We start from the raw sequence: 24,305 nt of genomic DNA, 5'->3' as shown, positions 1-24,305 counted from the left end.
TTATCTAAGCATGTTGGTGCAGGACTGGTGGCGCGAGATAATGGTGCGTGCGGGCCTGCGGCGACTAAAGCATACGTTTTCAGGGAGGCGCTCGTGATAGCAGCTCTGGTGCTATTTCCTGTGTTGGCAGGAACGGCCTCCGCCGAGATGGCTGCCGCATTCAAGAAAAGCGCGCCGGAATTTTCGGGCGTACCGGGCCTAATCAGCAAGTACTACCTGTTTGACAGCAGTGGCCGCGGCGGTGCGTTTTATCTTTGGTCGTCGCGCGACCAGGCAAATGCATTCTTCGACGAGCAATGGCGTCAATCTCTCACGCGGCGATATGGCGCTCCGCCTAGTCTCTCGATTTTTGAAGTACCGGTGACAGTAACGAACGGCGACGCGGGCGTGTATTCATAAGGTCGGCGTCGGTATCATGTGGTTGAGCAGAGATTGTTCCGATCGGAGCCTCGCCGTTGATGGGCCAGTGCGGAAGGTATCGAGCCGTGTTGCTGTCGAAAGGGCGTATCGCCTGTGAATGTTTCGAGCTGAGAAATGAGGCTTTCTGAATTGCTGTTCCTGCAATCGGAGTCGCAATGTTGATCGCTACAATAGTAGTGCTGATTGGAAGATGAAGTTCGGTGCTTCGGAGCTGGTGGCGCAGTTCTGATCTGTGGCCCGGGAATATGAGTGCCACGGCCCAGAGGCACCGGAATCGGCGGCCGCACAACGTCATGCGCGAGAGCGGGTATGCAGGGAGATGTAGCGTGAAGAGCCAATTGAACCGCAAAGGCATTCTAGAAGCCGCTGAGAAACTCTCCAACTGGGGTCGCTGGGGCAGCGATGACCAGATCGGAACGCTTAACAACATATCGCCAGACGATATCGTGAACGCGGGACGGCTCATCCGCAGAGGAAAGGTGTTTTCCCTAGGATTGTCGCTTAAGGAGCCAATTCAATCCGGTTTATTCGGCGGACGATGGAATCCGATTCACACCATGCTAGCTACCGGAACCGACGCTACGGCTGGCCATCAGGACGAGCCGTATCCCTATCTTCGATATGCGGATGACGCGATCAACATGCCTTGCCAAGCTTCTACGCAGTGGGACGCGCTCTGCCACATCTTCTTGGACGACAAGATGTACAACGGCTACAGCGCTGGCCTGGTAGACGCCAAGGGTGCAAAGAAGCTCGGCATAGAGCACACGCGCGACAAGATGGTCGGACGCGGTGTTCTCTTGGATATTGCTCGCTGGAAGGAGCTGGACTGCCTGGCGGACGGATATGCGATTACCAACGATGATCTCGACAAATGCGCTGCCGCTCAGGGCGTCCAAGTACGAAAGGGCGATTTCGTGTTGGTGCGCACCGGGCATCAGGAGCGATGCCTGGCCAGCCACGACTGGAGCGGCTATGCGGGCGGCAATGCGCCCGGCATGGGGTTCGAAACATGCTATTGGCTGCGCGACAAGGATGTCGCTGCAGTCTGCAGCGACACTTGGGGCTGCGAAGTCCGGCCGAATGAGACGAACGAGGCCAACCAGCCCTGGCATTGGGTGGTGATTCCGGCGATCGGCATTACAATGGGCGAGATCTTCTACCTAAAGGAGCTCGCTGAAGATTGTGCAAGCGATCGGGTTTACGAGTTCTTCTTCTGTGCGCCGCCCCTGCATTTGCCCGGTGGCGCGGGTTCGCCGATCAATCCCCAGGCAATCAAGTAGAGGATATGCCGGCGCCCACGTGCAGGTTCACCGCACGATGGCCACCGGAGCAAAAGGGTTATAGATCACAATGGCAAAGCTCTTGAAAAAAGGTCGGGATGCCGATGCGCGCGCCGAGGACGATGCTCGTGTCAGGCAAACCGTCGAGACGATCTTAAATGATATCTCGCGCAGAGGCGATGTCGCCGTACGCGAGCTGTCCGAAAAGTTCGATGGCTGGGTCCGCGACGATTACCGGCTGACTGATAATGAAATTGAAGACTGCGTTTCCCAGCTCTCAAATCGCGATCTCGACGACATTCGTTTCGCTCAGGAGCAGGTGCGCAACTTCGCACAACATCAACGAAAAACGATTCGCGATCTCGAAGTCGAAACGCTGCCGGGGATCTGGCTGGGTCACAAGAACATCCCTGTCAATTCCGTTGGTTGTTACGTGCCCGGCGGCAAATATCCGCTGCTTGCGTCCGCCCATATGTCGATTATCACCGCCCGTGTTGCAGGAGTCGATCGGATAGTTACCTGCGCTCCTCCATTCCAAGGTAAGCCTTCACCTGCGATCGTCGCTGCACAACATCTTGCGGGTGCCGATGAAATCTACGCCCTTGGCGGTGTCCAAGCGGTAGGTGCGATCGCTCTCGGAACGGAAGCAATCAAAGCCGTCGACATGCTCGTCGGCCCTGGAAACGCCTTTGTGGCCGAGGCAAAGCGACAGCTCTTCGGTCGGGTCGGAATCGACTTGTTCGCGGGTCCTACCGAAACCTTGGTCATCGCGGACGAAGCCGTCGACGGCGAGATGTGCGCTACAGATTTGCTTGGTCAGGCGGAGCACGGACTCAATTCTCCAGCCATTCTTCTGACGACCTCCGAAAAGCTGGCCAACGAGACAATGAGCGAGATCGAGCGGTTGCTCAGTATTCTTCCAACTGCCGAGATCGCGGGCCGCGCCTGGCACGACTACGGCGAAGTCATCGTCTGTGAAGATGATGAAGAAATGCTCCGCGAAGCCGATCGCATCGCCTCGGAGCACGTGCAGGTGATGACTGTCGATCCCAGCTACTTTTTCAAGAATATGACGAACTACGGTGCGCTATTTATCGGGCCGCGTACCAACGTCGCGTATGGCGATAAGGTCATTGGTACCAATCACACGCTTCCGACAATGAAGGCTGCGCGTTACACGGGCGGATTATGGGTCGGCAAGTTTCTTAAAACCTGCACGTATCAGCGGGTTGAATCGGATCAGGCATCCGCAATGATCGGCGAGTATTGCTCGCGACTTTGCATGCTTGAGGGGTTCGTTGGACATGCCGAGCAGGCCAACGTCCGCGTTCGTCGCTATGGCGGCCGAAACATTCCCTACGCGACAGCCGCAGAATGATTACGCCACTCCTACCAGTTACGCCATCGTTACGTCTCGATAACAAGAGGGCCTTGGTTACGGGCGCTAGTCGGGGAATTGGATTGGCTGCGGCCGCGGCGCTTGCTGCAGCTGGCGCTCACGTCACGCTCATGGCCCGCACCGCCAGCGAACTGGAGGATGCGGTAAATGCTATCCGGCGTGCAGGTGGCTCCGCAGACGCGCTCACGGTCGATGTAACCGATATCGACCAGTTTAACAGCGCAATCGAGTCGCAGCCGATTTGCGATGTCCTCGTCAACAATGCCGGGATAAATCGTCCCAAGCCGATGGTTGAGCTCACAGAGAAGGACTATGATGCGGTGATGGGATTGAACGTCAAGTCGACGTTCTTTGTAGCCCAGGCGTTCGTCAAAAGGCTCATTTCTGATAATCGAGCTGGTTCGATCATCAACGTGTCGTCTCAGATGGGGCACGTCGGGGCTGCCAATCGGACGCTCTACTGCGCGTCGAAATGGTCGATCGAGGGAATGACGAAGGCGATGGCCGTCGAATTCGGTTCGCGACGTATTCGGGTTAACACCATCTGTCCGACCTTTATCGAAACCCCAATGACACGAGGCTTCCTAAGCGATGTCGAATTCAGAAGGCAGGTTCTGGATAAGATCAAGCTAAGGCGTTTGGGCCGGCTGGATGATGTGATGGGCGGCTTTGTGTATCTCGCGAGCGATGCATCGAGCCTTATGACTGGATCGTCGCTGATGCTGGATGGCGGTTGGACCGCCGACTAGGGATAGAAGGCGCCAGCCAGCGAGGAACGGAGAACCAACATGGCGATCATACTATCAGGGCAATACACGCTGCCGATGAAACGCGAGGACGTTTATGCCGCGCTTAATGATCCTCAGATACTTCGCAAATGCATTCCGGGTTGCGAGGACTTAGAGCAGCGAGACGACGGAATTTTCGCCGCTATCGTGCGACTTGAGCTCGGTCCACTGAAGACCCGCTTCCGCGGAAAGGTGAAGCTGGAGGATCAGGATCCGCCGAATGGTTATCGAATCAGCGGCGAAGGTGACGGAGGTATTGCCGGATTTGCGAGAGGTGGAGCCTTCGTGAAGCTGGCTTCAAATGAGGATGGAGGGACGCTGCTTTCTTACGAGGCCGATGCAAACGTGAACGGCAAGATCGCGCAATTAGGTCAACGGCTCATCGCCAGTACGAGCAAGAAGATTGCAGACCGATTTTTCGAGAACCTGCAGGCAAGTCTTCGGGAAGACAATCGGGCTTAATCGGAAACAATTGGAAAGGTATGTCCATGGCCAAAGTAACGGAAGTGTCCTTTTACAGCGAAGGTCTTAAGCTTAGCGGCCTTCTCTATGAACCCCATGATCTTAAACCAGGTGAGAAGCGCCCGACGGTTGTTTGCTGCCATGGCTACACGGGGATGAAGGATGTCTACCTGCTTCCCGTTCCCGAACGCCTTGCAAAGCATGGATATGTGGCTCTTACGTTCGATCACCGCGGCTTTGGCAAGAGCGAAGGCGTTGTTGCTCGGCTAATGCCGACAGAACAAGTCGAAGATATTCGCAATGCAATAACCTTCATGACGACCGTACCTTCCGTTGATACGGACCAAATCGCGCTATACGGCACGTCCTTCGGCGGTGGTAACGTGGTAGTGGCTGCTGCCACCGATGATCGTGTCTGCTGTGTAGTCTCGGTTGTGCCGGTCGCCAATGGCCTACGTTGGATGAAGAGCCTCAGAAAGCATTGGGAATGGCTGAAATTCCAGAAGGTTCTTGCAGAGGATCGGATCGAGCGCGTGCTTACCGGCAAGTCGCGCCGCGTTGACGTTACTGAACTCATGCCGGGAGATCCCCATTCCCGCCAAGTCATCCAGGAGAAGGTCAAAGCCGCCGAGAAATACACGGAAGGGTATCCGCTTGAGAACGCTGAAGCGACGATGCGTCACATTCCGGAAGATTACGTTCACGCAATTTCACCAAGGCCAATTCTCTTCATCCACACTGAGCGGGATGGATTGGTTCCCATCGACGAATGTTACGCAATGTTCGCCAGGGCCAACGAGCCGAAGAAGCTCGTCACGATCCCCGACGCGGATCACTACGACGTCTATGAATTCGTCAACCCGCCCGTGTTCGAGATCGTCATGCGTGAGACCGTCGCGTGGTACGATGCTCACCTAAGCCGCACGGGAGCAAAAGCTGTGGCGGCCAAGGTTGCCTAGCGAAAGGAGGGCTTCATGGCGTTGCCCAAGTTTGACTACATCGCTGCGAAGTCGATCGACGAAGCCTGTTCAGCCCTCGCATCGAATCCCGACGGTGGGAAGCTGATCGCCGGCGGCGTGTCGCTTCTGCGTGTCATGAAGTTCCGCATCATGTCGCCGGACGTTCTGGTCGACGTCAAGTCGATTCCGGGCTTGCGCTATATCGCTTGCGACCATGATGTGTTGCGCATCGGCGCAACCGCTACATCGAGCGATGTCTTGAAGTCACCGGATGTGGCGAGCGAGTGTCCCTTGCTCTCTCACGCAATCGCTCGGATCGCTACCGCAGCGGTGCGCAACTGGGCGACGGTTGTCGGCAATATTTGTGTCGGGCACACAGCAAGCGATCCATCCGCTGCCTTGCTCGCGCTTGACGCCGAATTGGTCATCGCAAGTCCGTCGGGCGAACGCGTCCTTCCAATCGCCGAATTCTTCACCGGACATATGTCTACCGCTTTGGAAGAGGCTGAGCTTGTACGTGAAATCAGAGTCCCGCGACGAAAGGAGCCGACCGGGATGTCCTATCTCGCGCATGCTGGACGCGCGGCCATGGAGACCCCGCTGATTGCCGTCGGCGTTGCGCTTACCGGCAGTGAGAGCAAGTGCACAGGTGCAAGCATCGCTCTGGCTGGAGCGGCGGAAACGCCGGTTCGTCTGAGCCGCGCTGAGCAGGCTCTGGTCGACTGCAGGCTGGATGAACGGGCGATACAGAACGCGGCTTCGATTGCCGCGGAAGATTGTGCTCCTGACAGCGATGTCTATGCCTCGGCGGAATATCGTCGCCGGCTTGTCGGCGTCTACGTGCGCGACGCGCTTCGTGCCGCGGCAAATCGCGTTGGCGGGGCTAAGTGAACGAGATGACAATGCGCAAAACGGTAAATCTCGAAGTCAATGGCAAGAAGCAGGCGCTTGAGATTGAGGCGAACACGCTTCTCCTCGATCTGTTGAGAATGGAAGTCGGCTTGACCGGCACGAAGGAGGGGTGCGGGGAGGGGATTTGCGGCTCCTGCACAGTGATGGTCGGCAATGAACTCGTCCGATCATGTCTCACCCTGGCGATGCAGGTTGACGGCAAGTCCGTGACAACGATTGAAGGGCTGGCAGACGGGACGACGCTGCACCCCTTGCAGCGAAAATTTTTGGAGTACGGCGCCGTTCAGTGTGGCTTCTGCTCGCCCGGACTCATCATCACGGCCAAAGCGCTGCTAGAGAGCAATCCGGATCCGTCGGAGGCGGAGGTAAGAGACGCAATCCGAGGAAATTTTTGTCGCTGCACCGGCTACGTGAAGATCATTGAAGCCATTCTTGCGGCTGCGGCAGAACTGCGGAGTGGAGCCAATGCATAAGGAAGAATCCGAGTTCAACGTTCTTGGCAAAAATGTTATCCGCGAGGAGGGCTACGGCAAAGTAACCGGACTCGGTAAGTATGCGATTGATCTCGAAATGCCGCGCATGCTTTGGGCAAAGATCAAACGAAGCACGCGCCCCCATGCCAAGATAATCAATGTCGACATCAGTCGTGCGCAGAGCCTGCCCGGCGTTCATGCAGTGATAGTTGACAAGGACTGTCCGCAGACCCTCTTTGGATTCGGGTGTTACGACGAGCCGTTGCTCGCCAGAGGCAAAGTCCGCTACATCGGCGAGCCAGTAGCGGCAGTCGCTGCCGAAAGCGAAGCCATAGCAGAGCAGGCGTGTGACCTCATCGAAGTCGATTACGAGGAGTTGCCTGCAGTCTTCGACGTTCATGAAGCGTTCAAGGCAGATCCTCCTGTCGTCGTTCATGAAGATCAGGCCAAGTATCGTCGCGTTCCCATCGGTCCGGTGCAGTACAATCCCAAGCATCCGAACGCATTTGGCTATTATCGAATTCGTACAGGAGATGTCGAGAAGGGATTTGGTGAAGCGGACGTCGTTGTCGAGAAAACTTATAGCAATGCGATGATGGCGCATGCGCCCATGGAGAGGCACAATTCCATCTCTCGGTGGGACGCCGATGGAAACGTTACAGTCTGGTCGTCGTCCCAAGCCGCATATCCGTTGCTCAATCAGATCAGTGAGGCGCTCGATGTTCCGCATTCGCGCATTCGTGTGATTATTCCAAAGTACGTCGGCGGCGGATTCGGTGGCAAGATCGAGATGAAAGCTGAAGGCCTTTGTGCAGTACTTTCTCGTGCGGCAGGGCATCGCCCGATCAAGGTCGTCTATACACGTGAGGAGTCTTTATGCTGGGCGGGTGTTCAGCATCCGTTCGAGATGAAGATCAAATCGGGTGTGCGAAGGGACGGAACGATTACGTCATGCGAGATGTTCGTTCTCGTCAATGGCGGGGCTTACGCGCAACACGGCTTCCTGGTTACGCGGCAGGCTAGTTACGGGCCGCTTGGGTCCTATCGTTTTCCGAACTTCAAGCTCGACAACTACGTTGTTTATACCAATCAGCCACCAGGCGTTGCATACCGCGGATTTGGCAACACGCAGATTCATTTTGCGCTCGAGTCCCACATTGATGAACTCGCGCGAGAAATTGGCATGGATCCGTACGAAATTCGCAGGAGAAATGTTCTTCGCGAGGGCGAGATTAACGCGGCGGGCGAGGTCCAGCATTCAGTTGCTGGAGCGGAGTTGCTCGACGAAATTAAGAAAGGTCTCGAGCGTCATGGTCCGCTGGAGCGAGTAGACGGTCCGTGGCGCCGAGGGCGGGGAATTGCTTTCGCGAACAAGGACAGTGTTGCGCCCTCCGCTTCCTCGGCAATCGTCAAGGTGCACAACGACGAGACGGTCGAGATCCGCCATAGCGCTGGTAATATCGGCCAAGGCAGCTCGACAACGCTCATTCAGATTGCAGCTGAATTTTTCAAGGTGAATCCGGAGCGAGTGAAAACCGCTGAGGTCGATACATGGGTCACGCCGTATGACCAATTGACAGGCTCAAGCCGCATCACCTTTGCCGCGGGCAATGCCGTCTTGATGGCTTGCGAGGACGTCAAAGGCCAGATCTTGAAGATGGCCGCGGAAGTAATGCAGGCAGATCCCGAAGAACTCGATCTCGCCGGAATGAGAGTCTTCGTGAAGGCGAACCCCGATCGGTTCATGGCGGTCCGCGACCTCTTCAGAACTGTGTTCTTTACGGGCTCGTTCCTGCCAAGCGGTGGCGAATTGCTGGGAAAGGCAACGTTCACCGTTCCGTCGAGCAAGATCGATCCGGATACGGGGCATGCTGCCGACGACGGGATTAGGAAGATTTTCTCGTTTTGCACGAGAGCTGCGCAGGCAGTTGAGGTTGCAGTGAACATCGAGACCGGCCAGGTCAGGCTTGAGAAGATCGCCATCGCAAACGACGTGGGTCGCGCGATCAATCCGATGTCCTGCGAAGGACAGATGCACGCGGCGCTTTCGATGGGTTTGGGGCAGGCGCTTTCCGAAGAGTTCCAGCTCAGCGAAGGCAGCATCCGAAACGCGGACTTCTCTTCCTATCGCTTTCTCACAGCGAAGGATGTTCCGTCCAACGATCACGTCTCCACGCACATTGTGGAGATTCCTCAGTTCGACGGCCCGTACCAAGCAAAGGGATTTTCCGAGGCGACCGTATCGCCGACGGCGCCGGCAATCGCGAACGCGATTTTCGATGCTGTTGGCGTCCGTGTACGGCATATGCCCATGACGCCCGAGCGTGTCTTAGAGGCGCTCGAACAGGCTGAGATCTGATCAGAGCCAGTAGCGTGCAAGAAGGTTTCCAAAGGGTAGGAAGGAGCAGCTATGTGGAATCATACGAAGCGAGACGTCTTGCGCGGTATCGTCCTCGGCCTGGGGCTGGTCTTGCCACAGACAGGTTGGACGCAGGAGCCGCCGATCAAGATTGGCACGAGCATGGCTCTTTCCGGCCCGCTTGCCGGTGGAGGACGGCAATCCCAACTCGCTCTTCAGATGTGGGCGGAAGACGTAAATGCCCGGGGCGGCATGCTGGGGCGCAAGGTTGAGCTGGTCACGTACGACGATCAGGCCAGTCCAGCCCAGACACCGGGAATATTTTCCAAACTGGTCGATCTGGATAAAGTCAATCTCTTGATTGCTCCCTACGGCACTGTCCCGGCAGCCGCCGTAATGCCCCTTGCGAAGGAGCGCCGGCTGCTGCTGGTCGGCCAAATCGGCTATCAGATCAATTCCAAGGCGAAGCACGACATGTGGTTCAACAACTCGCCTTGGAGCGACGCCGAGAGCTGGGTGGGTGGCTATTTCCGGCTCGGACAATCCGTCGGCGTGAAGAGGGTTGCGTTTCTGGCTTCAGATCAGGAGTTCGCGCAGAACATCCTGGCGGGGGCAAAGAAGCTGGCGCAGAACGCCGGTTTCGAGACGGTCTACGAACAAACCTATCCGCCGACAACGGTGGACTTCTCTTCGATGGTGCGCTCGATCCGAGCAGCGTCTCCAGACATGGTTTTCGTCGCTTCCTATCCAGCCGACTCGACGGGGATCATCCGCGCGGTCAACGAGATTGGTATCGGCTCGTCCGTGAAACTGTTCGGCGGTGGCATGGTAGGCCTGCAATATGCGTCGGTCATGCAGGCGCTCGGCTCACAGCTAAACGGAGTGGTCAACTACCACACTTATGTGCCGGAGAAGACGATGGCATTCCCGGGCATCCACGAGTTCCTCGATCGCTTCGCCAAGCGCGCCGTGGCGGCGAATGTGGAAACGCTTGGTTACTACGTCGCGCCATTTTCCTATGCGTCCGGTCAAATCCTCGAGCAGGCAGTGAATGCAACAAAGAGTCTCAAGGATGATGTCTTAGCCGACTACCTGCGCAAAAACGAGGTCAATACGATTGTGGGGCCGATCCGGTGGGGCGCCGACGGAGAATGGGCTGAGCCCCGAGTGGTGATGATCCAGTTCAAGGACATCAAGGATGGCAATGTCGAACAGTTCCGCCAAGAGGGCAAGCAGGTGATCGTGGAGCCCGAGCGCTTCCGAACCGGCGACTTGACCGCTCCGCTGAGCAAGGCTCGTGCTCGATAGCCTCGGAGCTGCGGCGAGAGGAAGCGCCGCAGCTCCGACCGTCTGTTCGAGCAGGGAGGAGAACGATGCATTCTATTGAGCTGTTATTGGAAGCGCTGGTCTTCGGTGCGCTTGTCGGCTGCTTTTATGCAGCCGTCAGCATCGGCTTGTCTATAGCCTTCGGCTTGTTGGACGTTCCTCATATCGCACATGCCGCGTTCCTCGTGCTCGCCGCGTATATGACTTATCTCCTCGGCACCTATGGGTTTGATCCGCTGGTGGCTGCCCTTCTTATTCTTGTGCCGTTTTTCTTTCTTGGAGCGATCGTCTATCGATTCTACTACGAGGTCTTCGAGAAGCGCGGCGCGGAGACGGGGGTGCGAGGTATCGCCTTCTTTTTCGGCGTGGCCTTCATGGTGCAGGTCTTCCTGTCAATGACATTCGGTCTGGACCAGCGCAACGTCAGCGCTCCTTACATCGGCAGCAGTCTCGGTATCGGTGAAATGCGAATTCCGTGGCGCCTGATCGTAGCCCTTTGCGTTGCGGTCGGTCTAACGGTCGGATTGAGGCTGTATCTGCTGCGGACCTTTCAGGGACGCGCGATTCGCGCGGTGGCCCACGACGCATGGGCCCTTCGAATAATCGGGGCTGATCCGGTTCGTACCAAACAGTGGGCTTTTGGAATTGCCACTGCGGCAACTGCGATCGGGGGAGCACTACTTGCAATCATTAGTCCCATCGAACCAAGCCTAGACCGAGTCTATATCGGCAGGACGTTTTGTGTCGTGGTTCTGGCCGGCCTCGGAAGCATGAGCGGAACGTTGGCGGCCGGCATCATCCTAGGGGTCACCGAGTCAATCGTGCTCACCATGTTCGGAGCGTCCTGGGCGCCCGCGGTGGCGCTCGGTTTGCTGCTTCTCGTGCTCGGCATACGGCCACAGGGATTGTTCGGGCGATGAAAATTAATTCGGTCCCCTCTTGGGCTGCAGCGATCTTGCTTCCCGCGTGCGCCTACTTCCTGCCGGCGTGGGGCCTCAACGAGTACTACCTCTATGTAGGCTACGTTGTCCTTCAGTACATTGTTCTTGCGACGGCGTGGAACATTTTGGGTGGCTACGCTGGTTACGTAAATTTTGGTACCGGAGCGTTCTTTGGTGTAGGTGCCTACGCGGCGCTGCTGCTCTTCATGAAGTTCAACGCGCCGCTTCCAGTGCAGGTTGCCGGTGCAGCTGCCATCGGCGCACTTTTGGGACTGGGAGCCGGACTTCTAACGTTACGCTTGAAAGGCATCTTCTTTTCGATCGCGACGGTTGCTGCGGCGATCATCATCGAGACATTCGTTTTGAATTGGCGCTATGTCGGTGGAGCAAGTGGTATGCAGATCATTCGTCCGGCGGTTCCGTTTGGATTCGAGACCTACACCCGGATGCTGCTGGTCGTGATGACGATCCTGGCCGTTCTGTCGATCATTGTTGCGCGCTTCGTTGAAAAATCTTGGCTTGGGCGCGGCCTGCGAGCGGTGCGTGACGCAGAAATGGCGGCGGAATGTTCTGGAGTTCCAACTTTGAAGCTGAAGCTTGTCGCCTGCGCAATATCAGGAGCTCTGATGGCTGCGGCGGGAGCGCCTCTTCCGCTGTATTCAAGCTTCGTCGAGCCGCACTCGGTCTTCAGCCTGAACTATTCAGTGATGGCCTTGGCTATGGCAGTTGTCGGTGGGATGTCGAGTTGGCTGGGGCCTGTGCTTGGGGCCATCTTGATTGCTACCAGCCAGCAATTCGCAGCTTCGGCGAGTTCCTGAACTTCATCTGTTCATTGTCGGAGCGCTTCTGGTGTGTTTCGTGATCGCCGCCCCGGACGGGCTTGTGGGCCTGTTGCAGCGAGCCCGTAGATTGGCTGCGTGGGCGAAGGGGATACAAAACGTCAAGCCAAGGTGGAGAACCTGATGGCATCTCTGTTGCAGGTCGAGGATGTCACGAAGCGCTTCTTTGGCTTTACGGCCCTGTCCAATGTGAGTCTAGATGTGGCCGTCGGGGAACGTATCGGGCTGATCGGTCCAAACGGGTCTGGCAAGACAACCCTGATCAACTGCATCTCGGGCGTTCTGAAGATCGACACCGGGGCTATTTTGTTCCAGGGCGAGAATATTTCCGCGTTGGCTTCGCATCGCCGAGCGAAGGCAGGCATGGCCCGGACGTTTCAGATACCGATGCCTTTTCGATCGATGTCCGTCGTCGACAATTTGATGGTTCCGCTCGAATATATCGTTCACGGCCTGATAGATATGGCGAACGTAGAATCCGTCTACAGCGAGGCGCACGAGTCGCTCCGTCGCGTTCGTCTGGCGGACAGAATGAATGCGCGAGCGGGAGACCTGTCACAGGTCGAATTGCGCAAGTTGGAGCTTGCGCGAGCGATTTCGGCGAGACCGAAACTACTTGTTTGCGACGAAGCGATGGCGGGATTGGCGGCTAAGGAAGTTAGCGAAATCCTCGATATTCTGTTGGAGCTGAATTCGACAGGCATCACCATCATCATGGTCGAACACATCATGCAGGCGGTGATGCGATTCTCGCAACGCATCGTATGCCTAAGTGCTGGCCGGATCATATGCGACGGCTTGCCGGAGGAGACGATGTCGAATCCGGAAGTACGGAGGGCCTATCTTGGCAATTAGAATTTCAGTCCGTGATTTGCACGCCGGCTATGGCGCGGTGCAGGTTCTTCACGGAATGTCGATCGAGGTCCGTGAAGGCGAAACGGTGGCGCTTCTGGGCACCAACGGTAATGGGAAGAGCACGCTGATGAAGTGCCTCATCGGCGACGTTCGTCCCGCGCGTGGGAAGCTCACACTTGAGATCGACGGTCGGGTTCTGGACTTGTCGCAGTTGAGCACCGAACAGATTGTCGATCAGGGGATCAGCATCGTGCCGGAGGGCCGCCGCCTGTTTCCCCAACTGACTGTCGAGGAAAATCTCCTCTTAGGCGCCTACCGGAAGGCCGCACGAGGAAAAATCGAGACGAATATGGAATACTGCTACGATGCCTTTCCCATTCTGAAGGAAAGACGCCGTCAGCTGTCGGGCTCGATGTCCGGCGGCCAACAGCAGATGCTCGCGTTGGCTCGCGCTTTAATGTCGTCGCCTCGGATACTTCTGGTGGATGAGCCTTCCGTCGGGCTCGCGCCGATAATGGTCACTCAGGCGATCACCAAAATCGGCGAGTTGAAGCAGCGGCTGGGTCTGACCGTGCTCATGGCTGAACAGAACTTTCAGGAAGCTATGCGCATAGCCGATCGCGGATACGTTCTGGTACACGGCGCTGTCGCCTTTGCAGCCGACGACGCGGCGGAGCTAAGGAACAGCGAACTAATCAAACAACTCTATCTCGGTGCGTGACGGAGCGGCGAAGTAACCGGCGCGGTGTTCGCACCGGTCCAATTCCCGCTCTCGACTTTTCGCTGGATCATGTCGAATAGCAAATCGCGGAACAATCTGCCAGGAGTGGTGAGTTCTCCATGCGAAGGATGGATGAAGGCCCAGTCGACGTAGAGATCCTTGATCGGACTCGCGGAGATCCTGCCTTCACTCAGCGCGGAACAAATCGCGCAATACGGCAGGATGCTGTAGGCCATTCCTTGCGCCACTAATCCCGATATCATGCTGGTGGAATTACTGTCTGCAAGAATGCGCATCGGGATTCCGTCGCGCGCAAACGCGTTTTCGATCGCGATACGAAAGTTGTTCATTCTGTTTGTCAGGATCAGGGGCCGGCTCTCGGCTTCACGCAGGCTTACTAGTGTGTCTAGTGCAAGCTTTGCCGAGGGCGGACCGACCAGAAACAAGGCTTCCCGGAGCAAAGGCTCAACGTCAACACCGGGTGTATCATCCAATACCACTATCGCGCAGTCGAGCTTGCTCTCCTGGATATTTCCTATCAGATCGATGCTGATTCCCTCGCGAATATGCAAATGAACGTCGGCATAGCGACGGCAGTACTCGTCGATGAGTTCGATGCTCAGGAACTGTCCAAGGGCGGGGGGAGCCCGACGGTCAGATGGCCGCGCGGTACGGATTGGTCTACGACCTCATCGCGGAGCTTATCAAACTGATTTACGAGTGCTGTCGCCTTCTCTCGTAGTGCTCGCCCCGTCTCGGTCAACGCGAGGCCCTTGCCTGAGCGCGAGAAGAGAGCTTCGCCCAAGTCTTCTTCGAGCATGCGGATCTGCCGGGACAGCGCGGGCTGCGCAATGTTGAGGACTTCGGACGCGCGCGTGAAGCTGCGAAGCTCGGCAATTTTGAGGAAGTATCGTATCTGTCTAAGGTTCATTTCTCACTCACCTGGAAGGCTTTCTCCCCTTGCAATCGGGCCTTGGTTCAGGTTCGCCCTTCGCCGCAGGATAAGGGATGGACGGCCGGTAAGTGCAAAAAAATTGAGCAGCTGATCTAGATGCGGCTAGACGATAATTTTTACTGTAAAATCAGTGCGATAGCGGCAAGTTGGCGCAAGGGAAATGAGCCAAGTAACCTGTGCCCACAGTCGTCCGAGATGAAATGACGGTCGGGACGCAGCCGAGTGGGCGAATTCACTTAGATCGTGGCCGATAGTTGACCTGCCAAAAATCTTGCTGACGCCTTCGATCATACACTTTCGGCATGGCGACGGATGAAATTGATATTGGGTGGAGCAAGAAGCGCGATCTGGCATGACGAAGCCCCGTTGCACACCAGTCTGCCGAGCCGAAGCACGCGATGGAGTTTAACAATGCGCACGTTTCTCGCGATGGTGATCGCACTCTCTATCGTTCATCCTGCTTTCGCCGACAGCAGCAAGCTAGTGGGCACGTGGAAGCTGAAACGCTGGGTGCTGCACGAGACGATACAAAGGAACAAAAGGCCTCGCCCTTCGGTGAGCGGCCCGCAGGCTATGTTCTTTTCACCTCGTCGTACCGTCTCTTTGTCCTGATTACTGCTGAGGATCGCAGGGCGCCCGAAGGGCCCGATGGGCAGAGTGCCGCGTTCCGCACCATGTATGCGTACTCTGGAAAATATCGCCTGGAAGATGGCCGTTTCATCACGACGGTGGATAACGGCGAGTGATTATGAGAATCCAATTCCATCGCGGGTAGCCGGTAGAGATAAGAACGGCAGTAATGATTCACTGGATCGGGCAACGGAGTCGCTCAATAAGCACATCAAAACGCAGCAAGCCGCTGCCGACTCTGTGGGTACGACTGCAGACAATATCGAGCATCTTAGAGCCATGGCTCACTAGAGGCGGCTGCGGAGCGCGAGGGGATTGCAACCACGGATCAGCGGCGGGCCGGATGCGAGAAGTTAGCCCAAAGTGCCGGTGATGCAGCTTTGGCGTTGGAGAAAGCGAAAGTTGCGAACCAAATCAACTTCTCTAATCAGACGGCGTTCTTGACGCCGCAAGACGTTCAGATTGCTACAGCGCTAAAGAACATCGACCCGGACGTCACAACCGCTCTTAACAGTGCGGAAGCTGCGCAAATGCGGATGAACAACGCTCTGAGGGAGTTTAGCAACGAAGCCAGACAGGACATTACCGAATTCGCGACAGACCTAACGCACGCTATGCAGGCGGGCAACTCGTTTTGGTCTTCGTTCCAGCAGGCGGGTGTGAACGCACTGAACAAGATTGCCGACAAGCTGATGTCTATGGCTGTGGATTCCTTGTGGAGCAAGGCATTCGTCGGCACGACAGGAAGCGGATTTCTCGGACTGCTCGGGTTAGGTAGTTCGTCCCCGACATGGTCTAGCGGACTTGGCGCCGGTACTGGCGGTCTTTCGTTCCCAATGTTTGCAGACGGCCCGGACAACGCTCCGGGCGGCTGGTCAATCGTTGGCGAGAAAGGGCCGCAGCTTCGATACATCGAAAAGGGTTCGAAGATTTACCCTAACGGTGTCGTTCCTGACACGGCGTTAGCGCGCCCGTGAACGTCACCATTGATGCGCGTGGTGCTGACGCTGCGGGGTTGGCGAGGGTTCAGCAACAGATTGCAGACCTGAAGGCGTCGCGAACAATTGTAAAGACGGTTACTACTGCGAAGAAAATGCGAGCACTTTAATCATCTAGGGAAGGGAGGGCGGTCGTTTCGGCCGTCTTCCCGTCCAATTCACGATTCAGCGGTTGTCCACCGAACTTTTCGCTAGTTGCAGTTGCTCCGGCGATATAGGAAGATGCTTTTGCTGGGGGGTCCGATGGAAATGTCTGAAATTGCGCGCACGATGAGCAAGCGGATGCCATGGCCGGTTGCGCAACGTATTTTGAGTGTAGCTGAACTACCACGGCGACAGGGATGGGAAAAGACAATTGCCGCCTTATCCGACCAAGATATGGACTTTTCCGAAAAGCTCGACGTTGCCGCCGTATCCCTAGTGGAGCATCACCTATGCGGCGAAAAGCTGGTTCGTGTTTTTAAGGTCGGCTCTACCAAGGCAGACGCAATTCGGGCGAAGGTAAAACGTCTTGAGGTACCCGAAAGCGTTTTCGGCGACGTCTATCCGCTCTATCTTGATGAAGACGCACTAGCCGACGCGCCAAATAAGCCAACCCTCGTTGCAGTCGAGCGGGCAGAAAACGGAACTGCGGTCGTCATGGCATCCGCGCGGATTGTGACCACGCGCGAGCCATTGGATGCTAACGACCTGCGAGACGGCCTGTACGATGAATACGAAGAAGTATATGGTCTCAAGCACGTTCGTCATCAAGCAATGGACGTCGTCTGGATACCTTCAAGCGGCAACGTCATCGATATTCGTATAGACTTTCCTCAGGGCATGCACCGAGACGTTGGCGAAGCTGCCCAAGCCGCCGTGCGTTATGCGTTCTTCAAGCTGATCGACTTCGAAGATAGCTTGGGCGTTGCGGTGAACCTCTTTCCTTTGATCAATGCGATTTATCGCGCTTCGAAGGAAGGCACGGTGGTTGAGTTGGCGTTTGGAACAACGACCGCATCTACGAAACATGAGAAGATGCGAAGAAAGGCCCATTGCCTTCGCGAAGAGGCGTATCACAAGGGTGGGAAGGCCGCGTTAAGTACGCCTATTGAACCCTATAGGCTAAGCGTACATTGGCGAAGAAAGATTGGTAGAGACAAATACTCGGTACCAGAACTGAGCCTGCACAGCAGCGGTCGCGCATCGGCAGATTCGCATCCCGAGTTGATCGATGCTGTAGTTAGGAATTGCATGGGATGTGACGACTTCGACTACGTCAAATCGAGAATGGAGCACTTTCTTCCGAAGAACTAAATGGAAACAATGAGTATTATGAAAATAAAAGAGGAGCTTGCTAAAGGGTGGGGCGATGAGCCAACCATCAGTACTTGCTTTGCGATTATCGAATACATGGAGCAGCGTCCGCTAAATGAGCTGCAACTGCTAACATTTACGAGCCTCAGGCACGCTGCAAAGAAGGAAAGCGTAGATTCTGAATTGCTCAATGCGATAACGATTCTCGTCAACTCCAAGGTTGCTGCACTAAGGCCTGTTTACAGACAGGATTCCCAAATCAGTAGAAAATTGATTCAAGGCTGAAAATTGGAGATCAGCCTTGATTCGATTGATGTTGAGCGATGCGCAGTGGGAGCGGATTGCGCCGGAATTGTCTGGCAAAGCCGGTGATCCCGGCGGCACCGGGCGTAACAACCGGCTCTTTATCGAAGCAGTTCTTTGGATTGCGCGCACGGGCTCGCCGTGGCGAGATCTGCCGGAAGCGTTCGGCAAGTGGTTCACAGTGTATACGCGCTTCTGGCGCTGGGCGCAGAAGGGGGTCTGGGAGCGGGTCTTCAAAGCTCTCTGTGACGATCCCGATTTCGAATATGTCCTGATCGACGGCACACTCGTCCGGGTCCACCAACATGGCACCGGGGCAAAGGGGGACTCAAAATCAGGCCATAGGCCGCTCGCGTGGTGGCCTGACTACCAAAATCATGGCTCTGGTCGACGCACTCGGCAATCTCATTCGCTTCGTCCTGCTGCCCGGCCAGCGTCACGACAGCATTGGCGTCGAGCCTTTGATCACTGGCCTCGATTTTGAAGCGCTGATCGGCGACAAGGCCTTCGATAATAACTGGCTGCGCGCCAATCTGAACCAACGCGGCGCCGCAGCGGTCATCCCGTCCAAGGCCGACCGCGCCGGGCGCATCCCGCACGACGCCGAAATGTACAAATGGCGCCACCTGGTCGAGAACTTCTTCTGCCAGCTCAAGGCATTCCGCCGCATCGCAACTCGCTACGAAAAGACAGACGCCTGCTTTGCCGGCCTCCTCAATCTCGTCGCGGCTTTCCTCGCAAACTAGCGACTGTAAACAGGCCTTAGATGCGCATGCCATGCTGGTGGATGATGATCACACGGAACATGAGATTTCCCTTGAATATCTAAACTCTGCTCGCTCTGCAGGCGAGTTTATTCACCCGGAAACGGGGGAGCCCGTCGAAGACTTCGAGTCAAAGATATTTCCGTTCTTTGTGCCATCGGCCAATTTTAAGGCTGCCTGATGATGGAAAACGACGGGCGCATATCATTTGCCGAACTCAATGGTCTCTTCGGCAACTCTGAGCCCGACCAAATCCGGTTTCGCGCGATGTTTGCTGCCTCCCATGCCGACCGGCTTTCTGCGGTGAATCGCGCCATTGATTGGATCGTGCTTGAACACTCCAAGACCCGTCAACATCGACAAGGTAGGGGTGAGGATGCTCTTTCGATTGATATAGTAACCGACTTGAAGGCTCTTGGCTTTCAGGCAAGCCATGACACGCAGTATGGCGGACATTGCGATATCATCATCGAAGCTAGAGATGGCTTCCTCTGGATAGGGGAGGCAAAGATTCACGACTCCTACGATTGGCTTTTGAAAGGGTTCCAGCAACTTGATACGCGCTATTCCACGGGGCTGCCCGGTCAAGATGCAGGTGGGATGATTATTTACTTCTTCGGCCAGAATCTATTGGGCATGATGAAAAAGTGGTGCGAGCGGCTATCTGAAGCTAGGCCGGATGTAGAGATTTCCCAGTGCGCGGCGAATCCGCTGATCTTGAACACGCATCACGTCCACAAAGGCTCCGGTCTACCCTTTCGAGTGCGACACACCCCCATCAACTTGTATTTTAAGCCAGAAGACATCGGCTGAGGCTGCTCGGCATCGTTCGGCTTGACCAGAATTCAACACTAAACCCGACCGGACAGCGCAACGCCTTAGCGGCTTCACTAGGCCCGTTCGGCGGAAAGCAGTGCGGCTATGCCGTCGCTTCCTCGCTCCACGCGCAAGGGGTCATGAATTCAGATCATGTTAGAAATCGTAGGTCATTATCAAAGGCAGTTCGCCAAAGGCGGCCCGACCCTTCGCTTTGGCCAATGCATTTTCCCATCGTCCCCCGGTATCGATAGCAAAAACGGTACCGGCTACTTTGAACTTACCGTGCCGGATGCAATCGAAGCCTTCTGAGTCTCCTGTCTTTGGAAGCGGTTCGGCTTCAGAACCGCAGATTGGGCAAGTAATCATTGTCTATCCTCAATCGTACCAATCCCGCCTATCGCGCGGCAGGACTCGCCCGCGCGCGTAACCGGGTGAAGCAAGCTCCTCCAATCGCCGTTCCAAGAACTCATTGGCGACGATCAGAGCCTTGACTGCTTCCCGCGCATCACCGCCGCAAGCCTCTATGACCTGATCGGCCGCCGCTTCGAGGCGGTCGGGATCACTCGGCTGGTTTGGGACGGAAGCTGGCATTGGCTTTACTGTATCATCTTTGTTCTTGTTCGCAATATGTTCTTATCGGGCTTCTGCCTGCTTTAATGCCCAATGGCCTACTTTGAACTATGCAGTGGCCTAGTTTGCATGTGGCGCTCTCCGGCGTTGCGTCGGAAGCCGAATACACTTGACCATCTTCTGATTTGGGCGGTGAATGAACGCCCTCAAAAAGGGGAGGACTACATGCGTGTAGCGTTAGCCATCTTGCTTGTCATGGTATCGACGGCTGCCTTTGCTTTCGAAGTGAAGATGGGCCCAGTCAGGGGGCCCATTCAAAGTAAGGAACCAAAAGACAACGGCGGCGGCGCACAAGTTCACTGTGATGCCCCTGGCGAAGTGGTCTCTGGAATCCAACTAGGTCGCGATCCGGACGGCCAGCGCTGGGTAAATGTTTGGTGCAGAAAAATCACGGTAGAATAACGAGCGGAGAGGCCGCCTCAGTTGGCGGCCTCTTTGTCCAAGTTTGGATCGTCAAACGGAAGTTGCAGAGTATCTCCCCTTCTAGGCAATACCTGATCGACCACGTGTAGGAATCGCTGCCCTCCGTAGCCATTAGCTATCGCTAGCCGCTGAAACATCATTAAGCTGTGAAGATGCTGGGCGAGCAGTGGATCGCCAACATCTTCAGTCAACCACTGATGCAGCTTATTCGGCCTATGCCCGTTTTCCTTCCTTGGCGTCTTAGACGCAAGTCCCTCAACAGCCCCGGCGCGAGTCGCTCAAACACTAGATTATTGGTGTAATGCCCAACGACGCTGTATCTGTTCTTTGACATTCCGGGCCACGCCCACCCCTTCAGTTTCTAGATATTCTCGTAGAACTCATCCGGGAATTTCTTCACCCACGCCGCAAGCTCCTTTCGGACGATGATAGCGAGGTATTCTTGAAGCGCGTTTTGCGGACGAATTTTCTCGTAGCCAGTTGCTTCGTCGTTCAGCTGTGAGCAAGGGCCCGCGTTAGGATTTCAGCCTTCTGCGCTTTTGCCAGCTGTTTCATCGCGAATGGATTTTCAGATGAGCGTCAAGCTTCTCTTGGCAAGGATTCATCAGGATGAGCTGGCGGCGCGGGGCGCGGATGTATTGGCGCCAACGGACTATGAACAAATCGTTGAGCGGCTTGTGGAGCAGATCAACGACATCGAACTTAGTTTGTCGGCGCAAAAAGTCACCGGAAGGCCGGAGTCAGAGTAGGTGATGAAGCTTCTTTGGATGTGCTGGCGATATCGAGAAACACAGACCGTCCACGTGGGAGCGCTGAAGGGACAGAAGATCGAAACCGACAAGAGGCCGTTGCGGCACGTGGCACGGTTCATTTTGATCGGCCTTTACACAGGAACTAGGGCAGGCGCGATTGCTAGTGCATCCCCCTTCCGCGAGCCCGGAAGGTCGTTCGTCGACTTGGACAGCGGCATCTTTTATCGGCTGGCTATTGGCAAACGAGCGACGACCAAACGTCAGACACCTGCACCGTTGCCAAACCGATTGCTGGCCCATCTGCGTCGGTGGTCACGGCGGGGTATTGCTAAGAGCCACTTTGTGGAGTGGAACGGCAAGCCTGTTGCGTCGGTGAAGACGGGGTTTGCTTCGGCTGTCGATCTTGCCAAGCTGGACGTCTCCATCGGCAACGTGACGCCGCATACGCTGCGACACACCGCAGCGACGTGGTTGATGCAGCAGGGAGCGCCAATGTGGGAAGCCGCCGGTTTCCTCGGGATGAGTGAGAAGACGCTACGAGAAACCTACGGCCATCACCATCCCGACCACCTGCGCGGGGCTGCGAACGCTATCGGAACGCACTCGGCACCGAGCAAGAACGTAGGTTTGGTTGTTTCGTTGGTTGATGAAAGGACGAAGCGCGCGAAGCCGGGTCAAGCCCTTGAAAATATTGGTGGGCCCGGCAGGAACTCGAACCTGCAACCAGACCGTTATGAGCGGTCGGCTCTAACCATTGAGCTACAGGCCCACTCGGGAGTGGCTCCCAACCTGGTGGAGCGGGCCCCACCTTGCCTTCACGGGCTGTTTTATCAAATATCCGGCAACGGTCCACTGCTCACCTATCATGAAGGAATCCTTCAAGGAAAGGGCTCAAATGCCTGTTTCGAGCGCCATGACCCCAAGTCATGGTGATATTCGATACCCGATATAGTTTATGTATCGCGTCAGCAGCCAGGTATCAAGCAAGCGCTCCCCCGGCGAAAGTGACTTGGACGAGGAGAGTCATTTTAAGGCCTGAGGCTATCGGCAAACTCTATCACAAAAGACAATGATCCGGCCCACTGTGCACTCTCAACGACGCCAGAGTCTCGCGGTGCGAAATCTTTTCTGCTGCTTGGCTCTTCAGGATTTACGACGATGCTCGATGAAGATTTGGCTCGCATTCGTGCTCACCGCAACAACATACATCGGTATCGACGACTAATAGCGACAAAAATGTCAGACGTAGAACGCCAACTCATCGAGAAACGCCTTGTAGAGGAACAGGCCGCGCTCAGCTCTCTTTCTGCCGAGACCTTCCCGCTCACATTTTCACTTCCGAAAGACCCGGCCGACTTCCAGAAAGTGCAAGGTGACCAAACCTTCGATCGCGCGCGTAAATGCTGAACCAACTTTGGCGGTTTTCGAGCAAGGTCAATTGTCGTTTGAAAGACCGAGCGGGTCGGTAGATATTTGGAACGGCCGGCTCCGCGTTGTTTGCCACGCTGCTTGCTTCTTTGTGCAAGCATCATTGTCGAGTATTGGTGAAAGGGGCGGACTCGTATTCCGTTGAACGACGTCGGATCCACGTCGCTCAAGTTTGCGCATAATTAATTGGGCAATCCCGAGGGATGAAGCGACACCTAACGACGTTCCTCGCGACAAGCATTCGTCCAAATCGCGAATTGCAGGACATCATCTAGCCGCCAACTGACTCGACGAGATACGAGCGTTTCGGCCTCGTAATCAAGTTGCATCAGCTCGAGATAAAGTTGCCGATAGCGCCATCGGGATTAAAGAAGCTTGCCGGCTCTGGCTCGATAGGCACAAAGCCCAAGAGAAGTGAGGTTCTCACCTTTTGCCCATCATCGAAAGCAGGCCTTGTATATACGGCAGCTCGGGCCGGATCGTCGATAAAACTCGCGCCTAGCCCGTTGCAGCAGATACATTCCCCTAGCCGAACGTCGGATGAGCTCTTTTCGATGGGGATCATCGAGTGGCATGCAATTCGGGTTTTCTGCCCCCATCAGAATTCTGCGGGCGCCCATTTTCCGCGGCAATTTGGCGATTGATTGCTTCATCGTCCGGGTAGGTTAGTCTTCCCGGTCGGTTGCGCGGATGGCAATGTATAGAACATGTATCGACTGTGGCATCATCGCATTTCGCGGTATCAAACCAGCCCCAGTTGCGGGTTGCCCGCGAACGAGCAAGAAATAGGGCGCGATGCCAGGTCTGTGAAATCGCTCGTCCAGTTTGTCGTCACCTTCTAAGTCCGCTCCGTCAGTGAATGCCTCCTTGAGAATCGATCTTGCGCGGCGATACTGAGTTTCTGACTCGACTAACACAAGGATATCGAACCCTCCGTCGAGATTGTCGGCTGACGCATTTCGTCTGTCGCACGTGTAGTTTGTCGGTCGTGTGATGCTTTTTCGGGTAGACATGAGAGTCAAATTCAAAGATCGAGTTCGAAATAGGCTGCGCTCCCTTAATCGTGCTCCTCTCGCACATGGATAGAGTTGTTTTGTTGTAGGCAGTAGCCACAAAACCCTAAGTTCGCTCACGGGGAAGCCCTAAACATGACTTTCAAGCTACCATCCACCTGTAGACATTATTGGGCGGGCGGCCCCTCCGCGATGAGCCCAAAGCTTCGGGGCCGCCCTACATCACCGGGTGATTGGGAGGGACGGTGATGATTGCCATGACAAAGCAAGCATCATGCCGAACAAAAATCGAGCGACTGCATACGGCCAGCACAAGGTATCTTCGAGAAGGTGAGCGATGCCGTGTGAGTTTGTCATCTAGTCGACACACGTTGTGGATACTATCTCCAAACATCAGAGAAACAATTGTGAACTCGTTGATCGCTGCGCGGTGCGTGATACGAATATAGTTTCGCCTGAGGAGCATCCACGGAAGTGGCAATGACGTTTATCGTTGATCAAAACAACAAGAGTGTCGAGGAAGTGTAAGATCGCAGCTGATTCCCAACAGGAAGTAG

General features: G+C 55.7%; 27 protein-coding genes, 1 tRNA gene and 2 pseudogenes. 26 read left to right on the top strand and 4 right to left on the bottom strand.

The features are described from left to right. Positions 1–93: 93 nt before the first annotated feature. The 14 genes from ACSKB8_RS04935 (at position 94) to ACSKB8_RS04870 (ending at position 13,737) form a co-directional block, all read left to right on the top strand. Positions 94–399, top strand: a complete 306-nt coding sequence (locus ACSKB8_RS04935) for a YdhR family protein (protein ID WP_438102916.1) — start codon at positions 94–96, stop codon at positions 397–399. A gap of 314 nt (positions 400–713) precedes the next feature. Continuing rightward, a complete protein-coding gene (locus ACSKB8_RS04930) occupies positions 714–1,703 on the top strand; it encodes a cyclase family protein (RefSeq protein WP_438102915.1) in 990 nt (329 codons plus the stop codon). A 70-nt stretch (positions 1,704–1,773) separates the two neighbouring features. Beyond that, complete coding sequence (gene hisD, locus ACSKB8_RS04925; protein WP_438102913.1) at positions 1,774–3,081, top strand: histidinol dehydrogenase; 1,308 nt, start codon at positions 1,774–1,776, stop codon at positions 3,079–3,081. Next, positions 3,078–3,851 (top strand): SDR family NAD(P)-dependent oxidoreductase, encoded by a 774-nt coding sequence (locus tag ACSKB8_RS04920; protein ID WP_438102911.1) that lies wholly within the window; start codon positions 3,078–3,080, stop codon positions 3,849–3,851. The genes hisD and ACSKB8_RS04920 overlap by 4 nt, the downstream gene beginning before the upstream one ends. 39 nt (positions 3,852–3,890) lie before the next feature. Beyond that, positions 3,891–4,352 carry an SRPBCC family protein gene (locus ACSKB8_RS04915; protein WP_438102909.1) on the top strand — a complete coding sequence of 154 codons (462 nt, stop codon included), beginning with the start codon at positions 3,891–3,893 and terminating at the stop codon, positions 4,350–4,352. A gap of 26 nt (positions 4,353–4,378) precedes the next feature. Then, positions 4,379–5,311, top strand: coding sequence for an alpha/beta hydrolase (locus tag ACSKB8_RS04910; protein WP_438102908.1), 933 nt, complete (start codon positions 4,379–4,381; stop codon positions 5,309–5,311). Positions 5,312–5,326: 15 nt separating this feature from the next. Then, a complete protein-coding gene (locus ACSKB8_RS04905; protein ID WP_438102906.1) occupies positions 5,327–6,202 on the top strand; it encodes an FAD binding domain-containing protein in 876 nt (291 codons plus the stop codon). An 11-nt stretch (positions 6,203–6,213) separates the two neighbouring features. Then, positions 6,214–6,696, top strand: a complete 483-nt coding sequence (locus tag ACSKB8_RS04900; RefSeq protein WP_438102904.1) for a (2Fe-2S)-binding protein — start codon at positions 6,214–6,216, stop codon at positions 6,694–6,696. After that, on the top strand, positions 6,689–9,055 hold the full coding sequence (locus tag ACSKB8_RS04895) for a xanthine dehydrogenase family protein molybdopterin-binding subunit (protein WP_438102902.1): 2,367 nt from the start codon (positions 6,689–6,691) through the stop codon (positions 9,053–9,055). The genes ACSKB8_RS04900 and ACSKB8_RS04895 overlap by 8 nt, the downstream gene beginning before the upstream one ends. Before the next feature lie 78 nt (positions 9,056–9,133). Further along, positions 9,134–10,363, top strand: coding sequence for an amino acid ABC transporter substrate-binding protein (locus ACSKB8_RS04890; RefSeq protein WP_438102900.1), 1,230 nt, complete (start codon positions 9,134–9,136; stop codon positions 10,361–10,363). Between the two features lie 65 nt (positions 10,364–10,428). Then, positions 10,429–11,301, top strand: coding sequence for a branched-chain amino acid ABC transporter permease (locus ACSKB8_RS04885; RefSeq protein ID WP_438102898.1), 873 nt, complete (start codon positions 10,429–10,431; stop codon positions 11,299–11,301). Further along, positions 11,298–12,140 (top strand): branched-chain amino acid ABC transporter permease, encoded by an 843-nt coding sequence (locus ACSKB8_RS04880; RefSeq protein WP_438102896.1) that lies wholly within the window; start codon positions 11,298–11,300, stop codon positions 12,138–12,140. The genes ACSKB8_RS04885 and ACSKB8_RS04880 overlap by 4 nt, the downstream gene beginning before the upstream one ends. Before the next feature lie 144 nt (positions 12,141–12,284). After that, positions 12,285–13,016 (top strand): ABC transporter ATP-binding protein, encoded by a 732-nt coding sequence (locus ACSKB8_RS04875; protein WP_438102894.1) that lies wholly within the window; start codon positions 12,285–12,287, stop codon positions 13,014–13,016. Further along, complete coding sequence (locus ACSKB8_RS04870; RefSeq protein WP_438102892.1) at positions 13,006–13,737, top strand: ABC transporter ATP-binding protein; 732 nt, start codon at positions 13,006–13,008, stop codon at positions 13,735–13,737. Before ACSKB8_RS04875 ends, ACSKB8_RS04870 begins: the two co-directional genes overlap by 11 nt. On the opposite strand, the gene ACSKB8_RS04865 is transcribed toward ACSKB8_RS04870, so the two are convergent. Both ACSKB8_RS04865 and ACSKB8_RS04860 read right to left on the bottom strand, forming a co-directional pair. Beyond that, positions 13,722–14,345, bottom strand: a complete 624-nt coding sequence (locus ACSKB8_RS04865; RefSeq protein WP_438110405.1) for a LysR substrate-binding domain-containing protein — start codon at positions 14,343–14,345, stop codon at positions 13,722–13,724. The two genes, ACSKB8_RS04870 and ACSKB8_RS04865, sit on opposite strands and share 16 nt — an antisense overlap. Positions 14,346–14,356: 11 nt before the next feature. Next, positions 14,357–14,668: a LysR family transcriptional regulator gene (locus ACSKB8_RS04860; RefSeq protein WP_438102890.1), complete on the bottom strand. Its 312-nt coding sequence runs from the start codon at positions 14,666–14,668 to the stop codon at positions 14,357–14,359. A 422-nt stretch (positions 14,669–15,090) separates the two neighbouring features. Between ACSKB8_RS04860 and ACSKB8_RS04855 the strand changes: the two genes are divergently transcribed. The 9 genes and pseudogenes from ACSKB8_RS04855 to ACSKB8_RS04815 all read left to right on the top strand — a co-directional run bounded on the left by ACSKB8_RS04855 (position 15,091) and on the right by ACSKB8_RS04815 (position 20,534). Next, positions 15,091–15,438, top strand: coding sequence for a lipocalin-like domain-containing protein (locus tag ACSKB8_RS04855; protein ID WP_438102888.1), 348 nt, complete (start codon positions 15,091–15,093; stop codon positions 15,436–15,438). Between the two features lie 270 nt (positions 15,439–15,708). Continuing rightward, complete coding sequence (locus ACSKB8_RS04850; RefSeq protein ID WP_438102886.1) at positions 15,709–16,299, top strand: hypothetical protein; 591 nt, start codon at positions 15,709–15,711, stop codon at positions 16,297–16,299. A gap of 264 nt (positions 16,300–16,563) precedes the next feature. Continuing rightward, positions 16,564–17,616, top strand: a complete 1,053-nt coding sequence (locus tag ACSKB8_RS04845; RefSeq protein WP_438102884.1) for a hypothetical protein — start codon at positions 16,564–16,566, stop codon at positions 17,614–17,616. A 9-nt stretch (positions 17,617–17,625) separates the two neighbouring features. Continuing rightward, the gene (locus ACSKB8_RS04840) at positions 17,626–17,901 is read left to right on the top strand and encodes a hypothetical protein (protein WP_438102882.1); all 276 of its coding nucleotides are present in this window, start codon (positions 17,626–17,628) and stop codon (positions 17,899–17,901) included. Between the two features lie 28 nt (positions 17,902–17,929). After that, positions 17,930–18,665 (top strand): annotated as a pseudogene (locus ACSKB8_RS04835) (IS5 family transposase). A 31-nt stretch (positions 18,666–18,696) separates the two neighbouring features. After that, entirely contained in the window at positions 18,697–18,864 is a 168-nt protein-coding gene (locus ACSKB8_RS04830) for a hypothetical protein (protein ID WP_438102880.1), read from the top strand. Next, positions 18,864–19,496, top strand: a complete 633-nt coding sequence (locus tag ACSKB8_RS04825; protein WP_438102878.1) for a hypothetical protein — start codon at positions 18,864–18,866, stop codon at positions 19,494–19,496. Before ACSKB8_RS04830 ends, ACSKB8_RS04825 begins: the two co-directional genes overlap by 1 nt. Before the next feature lie 156 nt (positions 19,497–19,652). Beyond that, positions 19,653–19,811, top strand: a complete 159-nt coding sequence (locus ACSKB8_RS04820; protein WP_438102877.1) for a hypothetical protein — start codon at positions 19,653–19,655, stop codon at positions 19,809–19,811. A 486-nt stretch (positions 19,812–20,297) separates the two neighbouring features. Beyond that, the gene (locus ACSKB8_RS04815) at positions 20,298–20,534 is read left to right on the top strand and encodes a hypothetical protein (RefSeq protein ID WP_438102875.1); all 237 of its coding nucleotides are present in this window, start codon (positions 20,298–20,300) and stop codon (positions 20,532–20,534) included. A 208-nt stretch (positions 20,535–20,742) separates the two neighbouring features. Here the strand turns inward: ACSKB8_RS04815 and ACSKB8_RS04810 are convergent, their stop codons facing one another. After that, entirely contained in the window at positions 20,743–20,913 is a 171-nt protein-coding gene (locus tag ACSKB8_RS04810) for a P63C domain-containing protein (protein WP_438110403.1), read from the bottom strand. A 214-nt stretch (positions 20,914–21,127) separates the two neighbouring features. On the opposite strand from ACSKB8_RS04810, the gene ACSKB8_RS04805 reads away from it, so the two are divergent. Continuing rightward, positions 21,128–21,304, top strand: a complete 177-nt coding sequence (locus ACSKB8_RS04805) for a hypothetical protein (protein ID WP_438102874.1) — start codon at positions 21,128–21,130, stop codon at positions 21,302–21,304. 3 nt (positions 21,305–21,307) lie between these two features. After that, positions 21,308–21,808: pseudogene (locus ACSKB8_RS04800) on the top strand (tyrosine-type recombinase/integrase); the annotation flags it as partial. Positions 21,809–21,999: 191 nt separating this feature from the next. Here ACSKB8_RS04800 and ACSKB8_RS04795 read toward each other — a convergent pair. Next, positions 22,000–22,076 (bottom strand) — tRNA-Ile (locus ACSKB8_RS04795). 389 nt (positions 22,077–22,465) lie between these two features. Here ACSKB8_RS04795 and ACSKB8_RS04790 point away from each other — a divergent pair. After that, positions 22,466–22,714, top strand: coding sequence for a hypothetical protein (locus tag ACSKB8_RS04790; protein ID WP_438102873.1), 249 nt, complete (start codon positions 22,466–22,468; stop codon positions 22,712–22,714). Positions 22,715–24,305: the final 1,591 nt, after the last annotated feature.

The sequence above is a fragment of the Bradyrhizobium sp. BR 1432 genome (assembly GCF_051547705.1).
Taxonomy (GTDB): domain Bacteria; phylum Pseudomonadota; class Alphaproteobacteria; order Rhizobiales; family Xanthobacteraceae; genus Bradyrhizobium; species Bradyrhizobium zhanjiangense.
The sequence above is the reverse complement of the archived record's forward strand: the minus strand, read 5'-3'. Positions and strand labels throughout refer to the sequence as shown.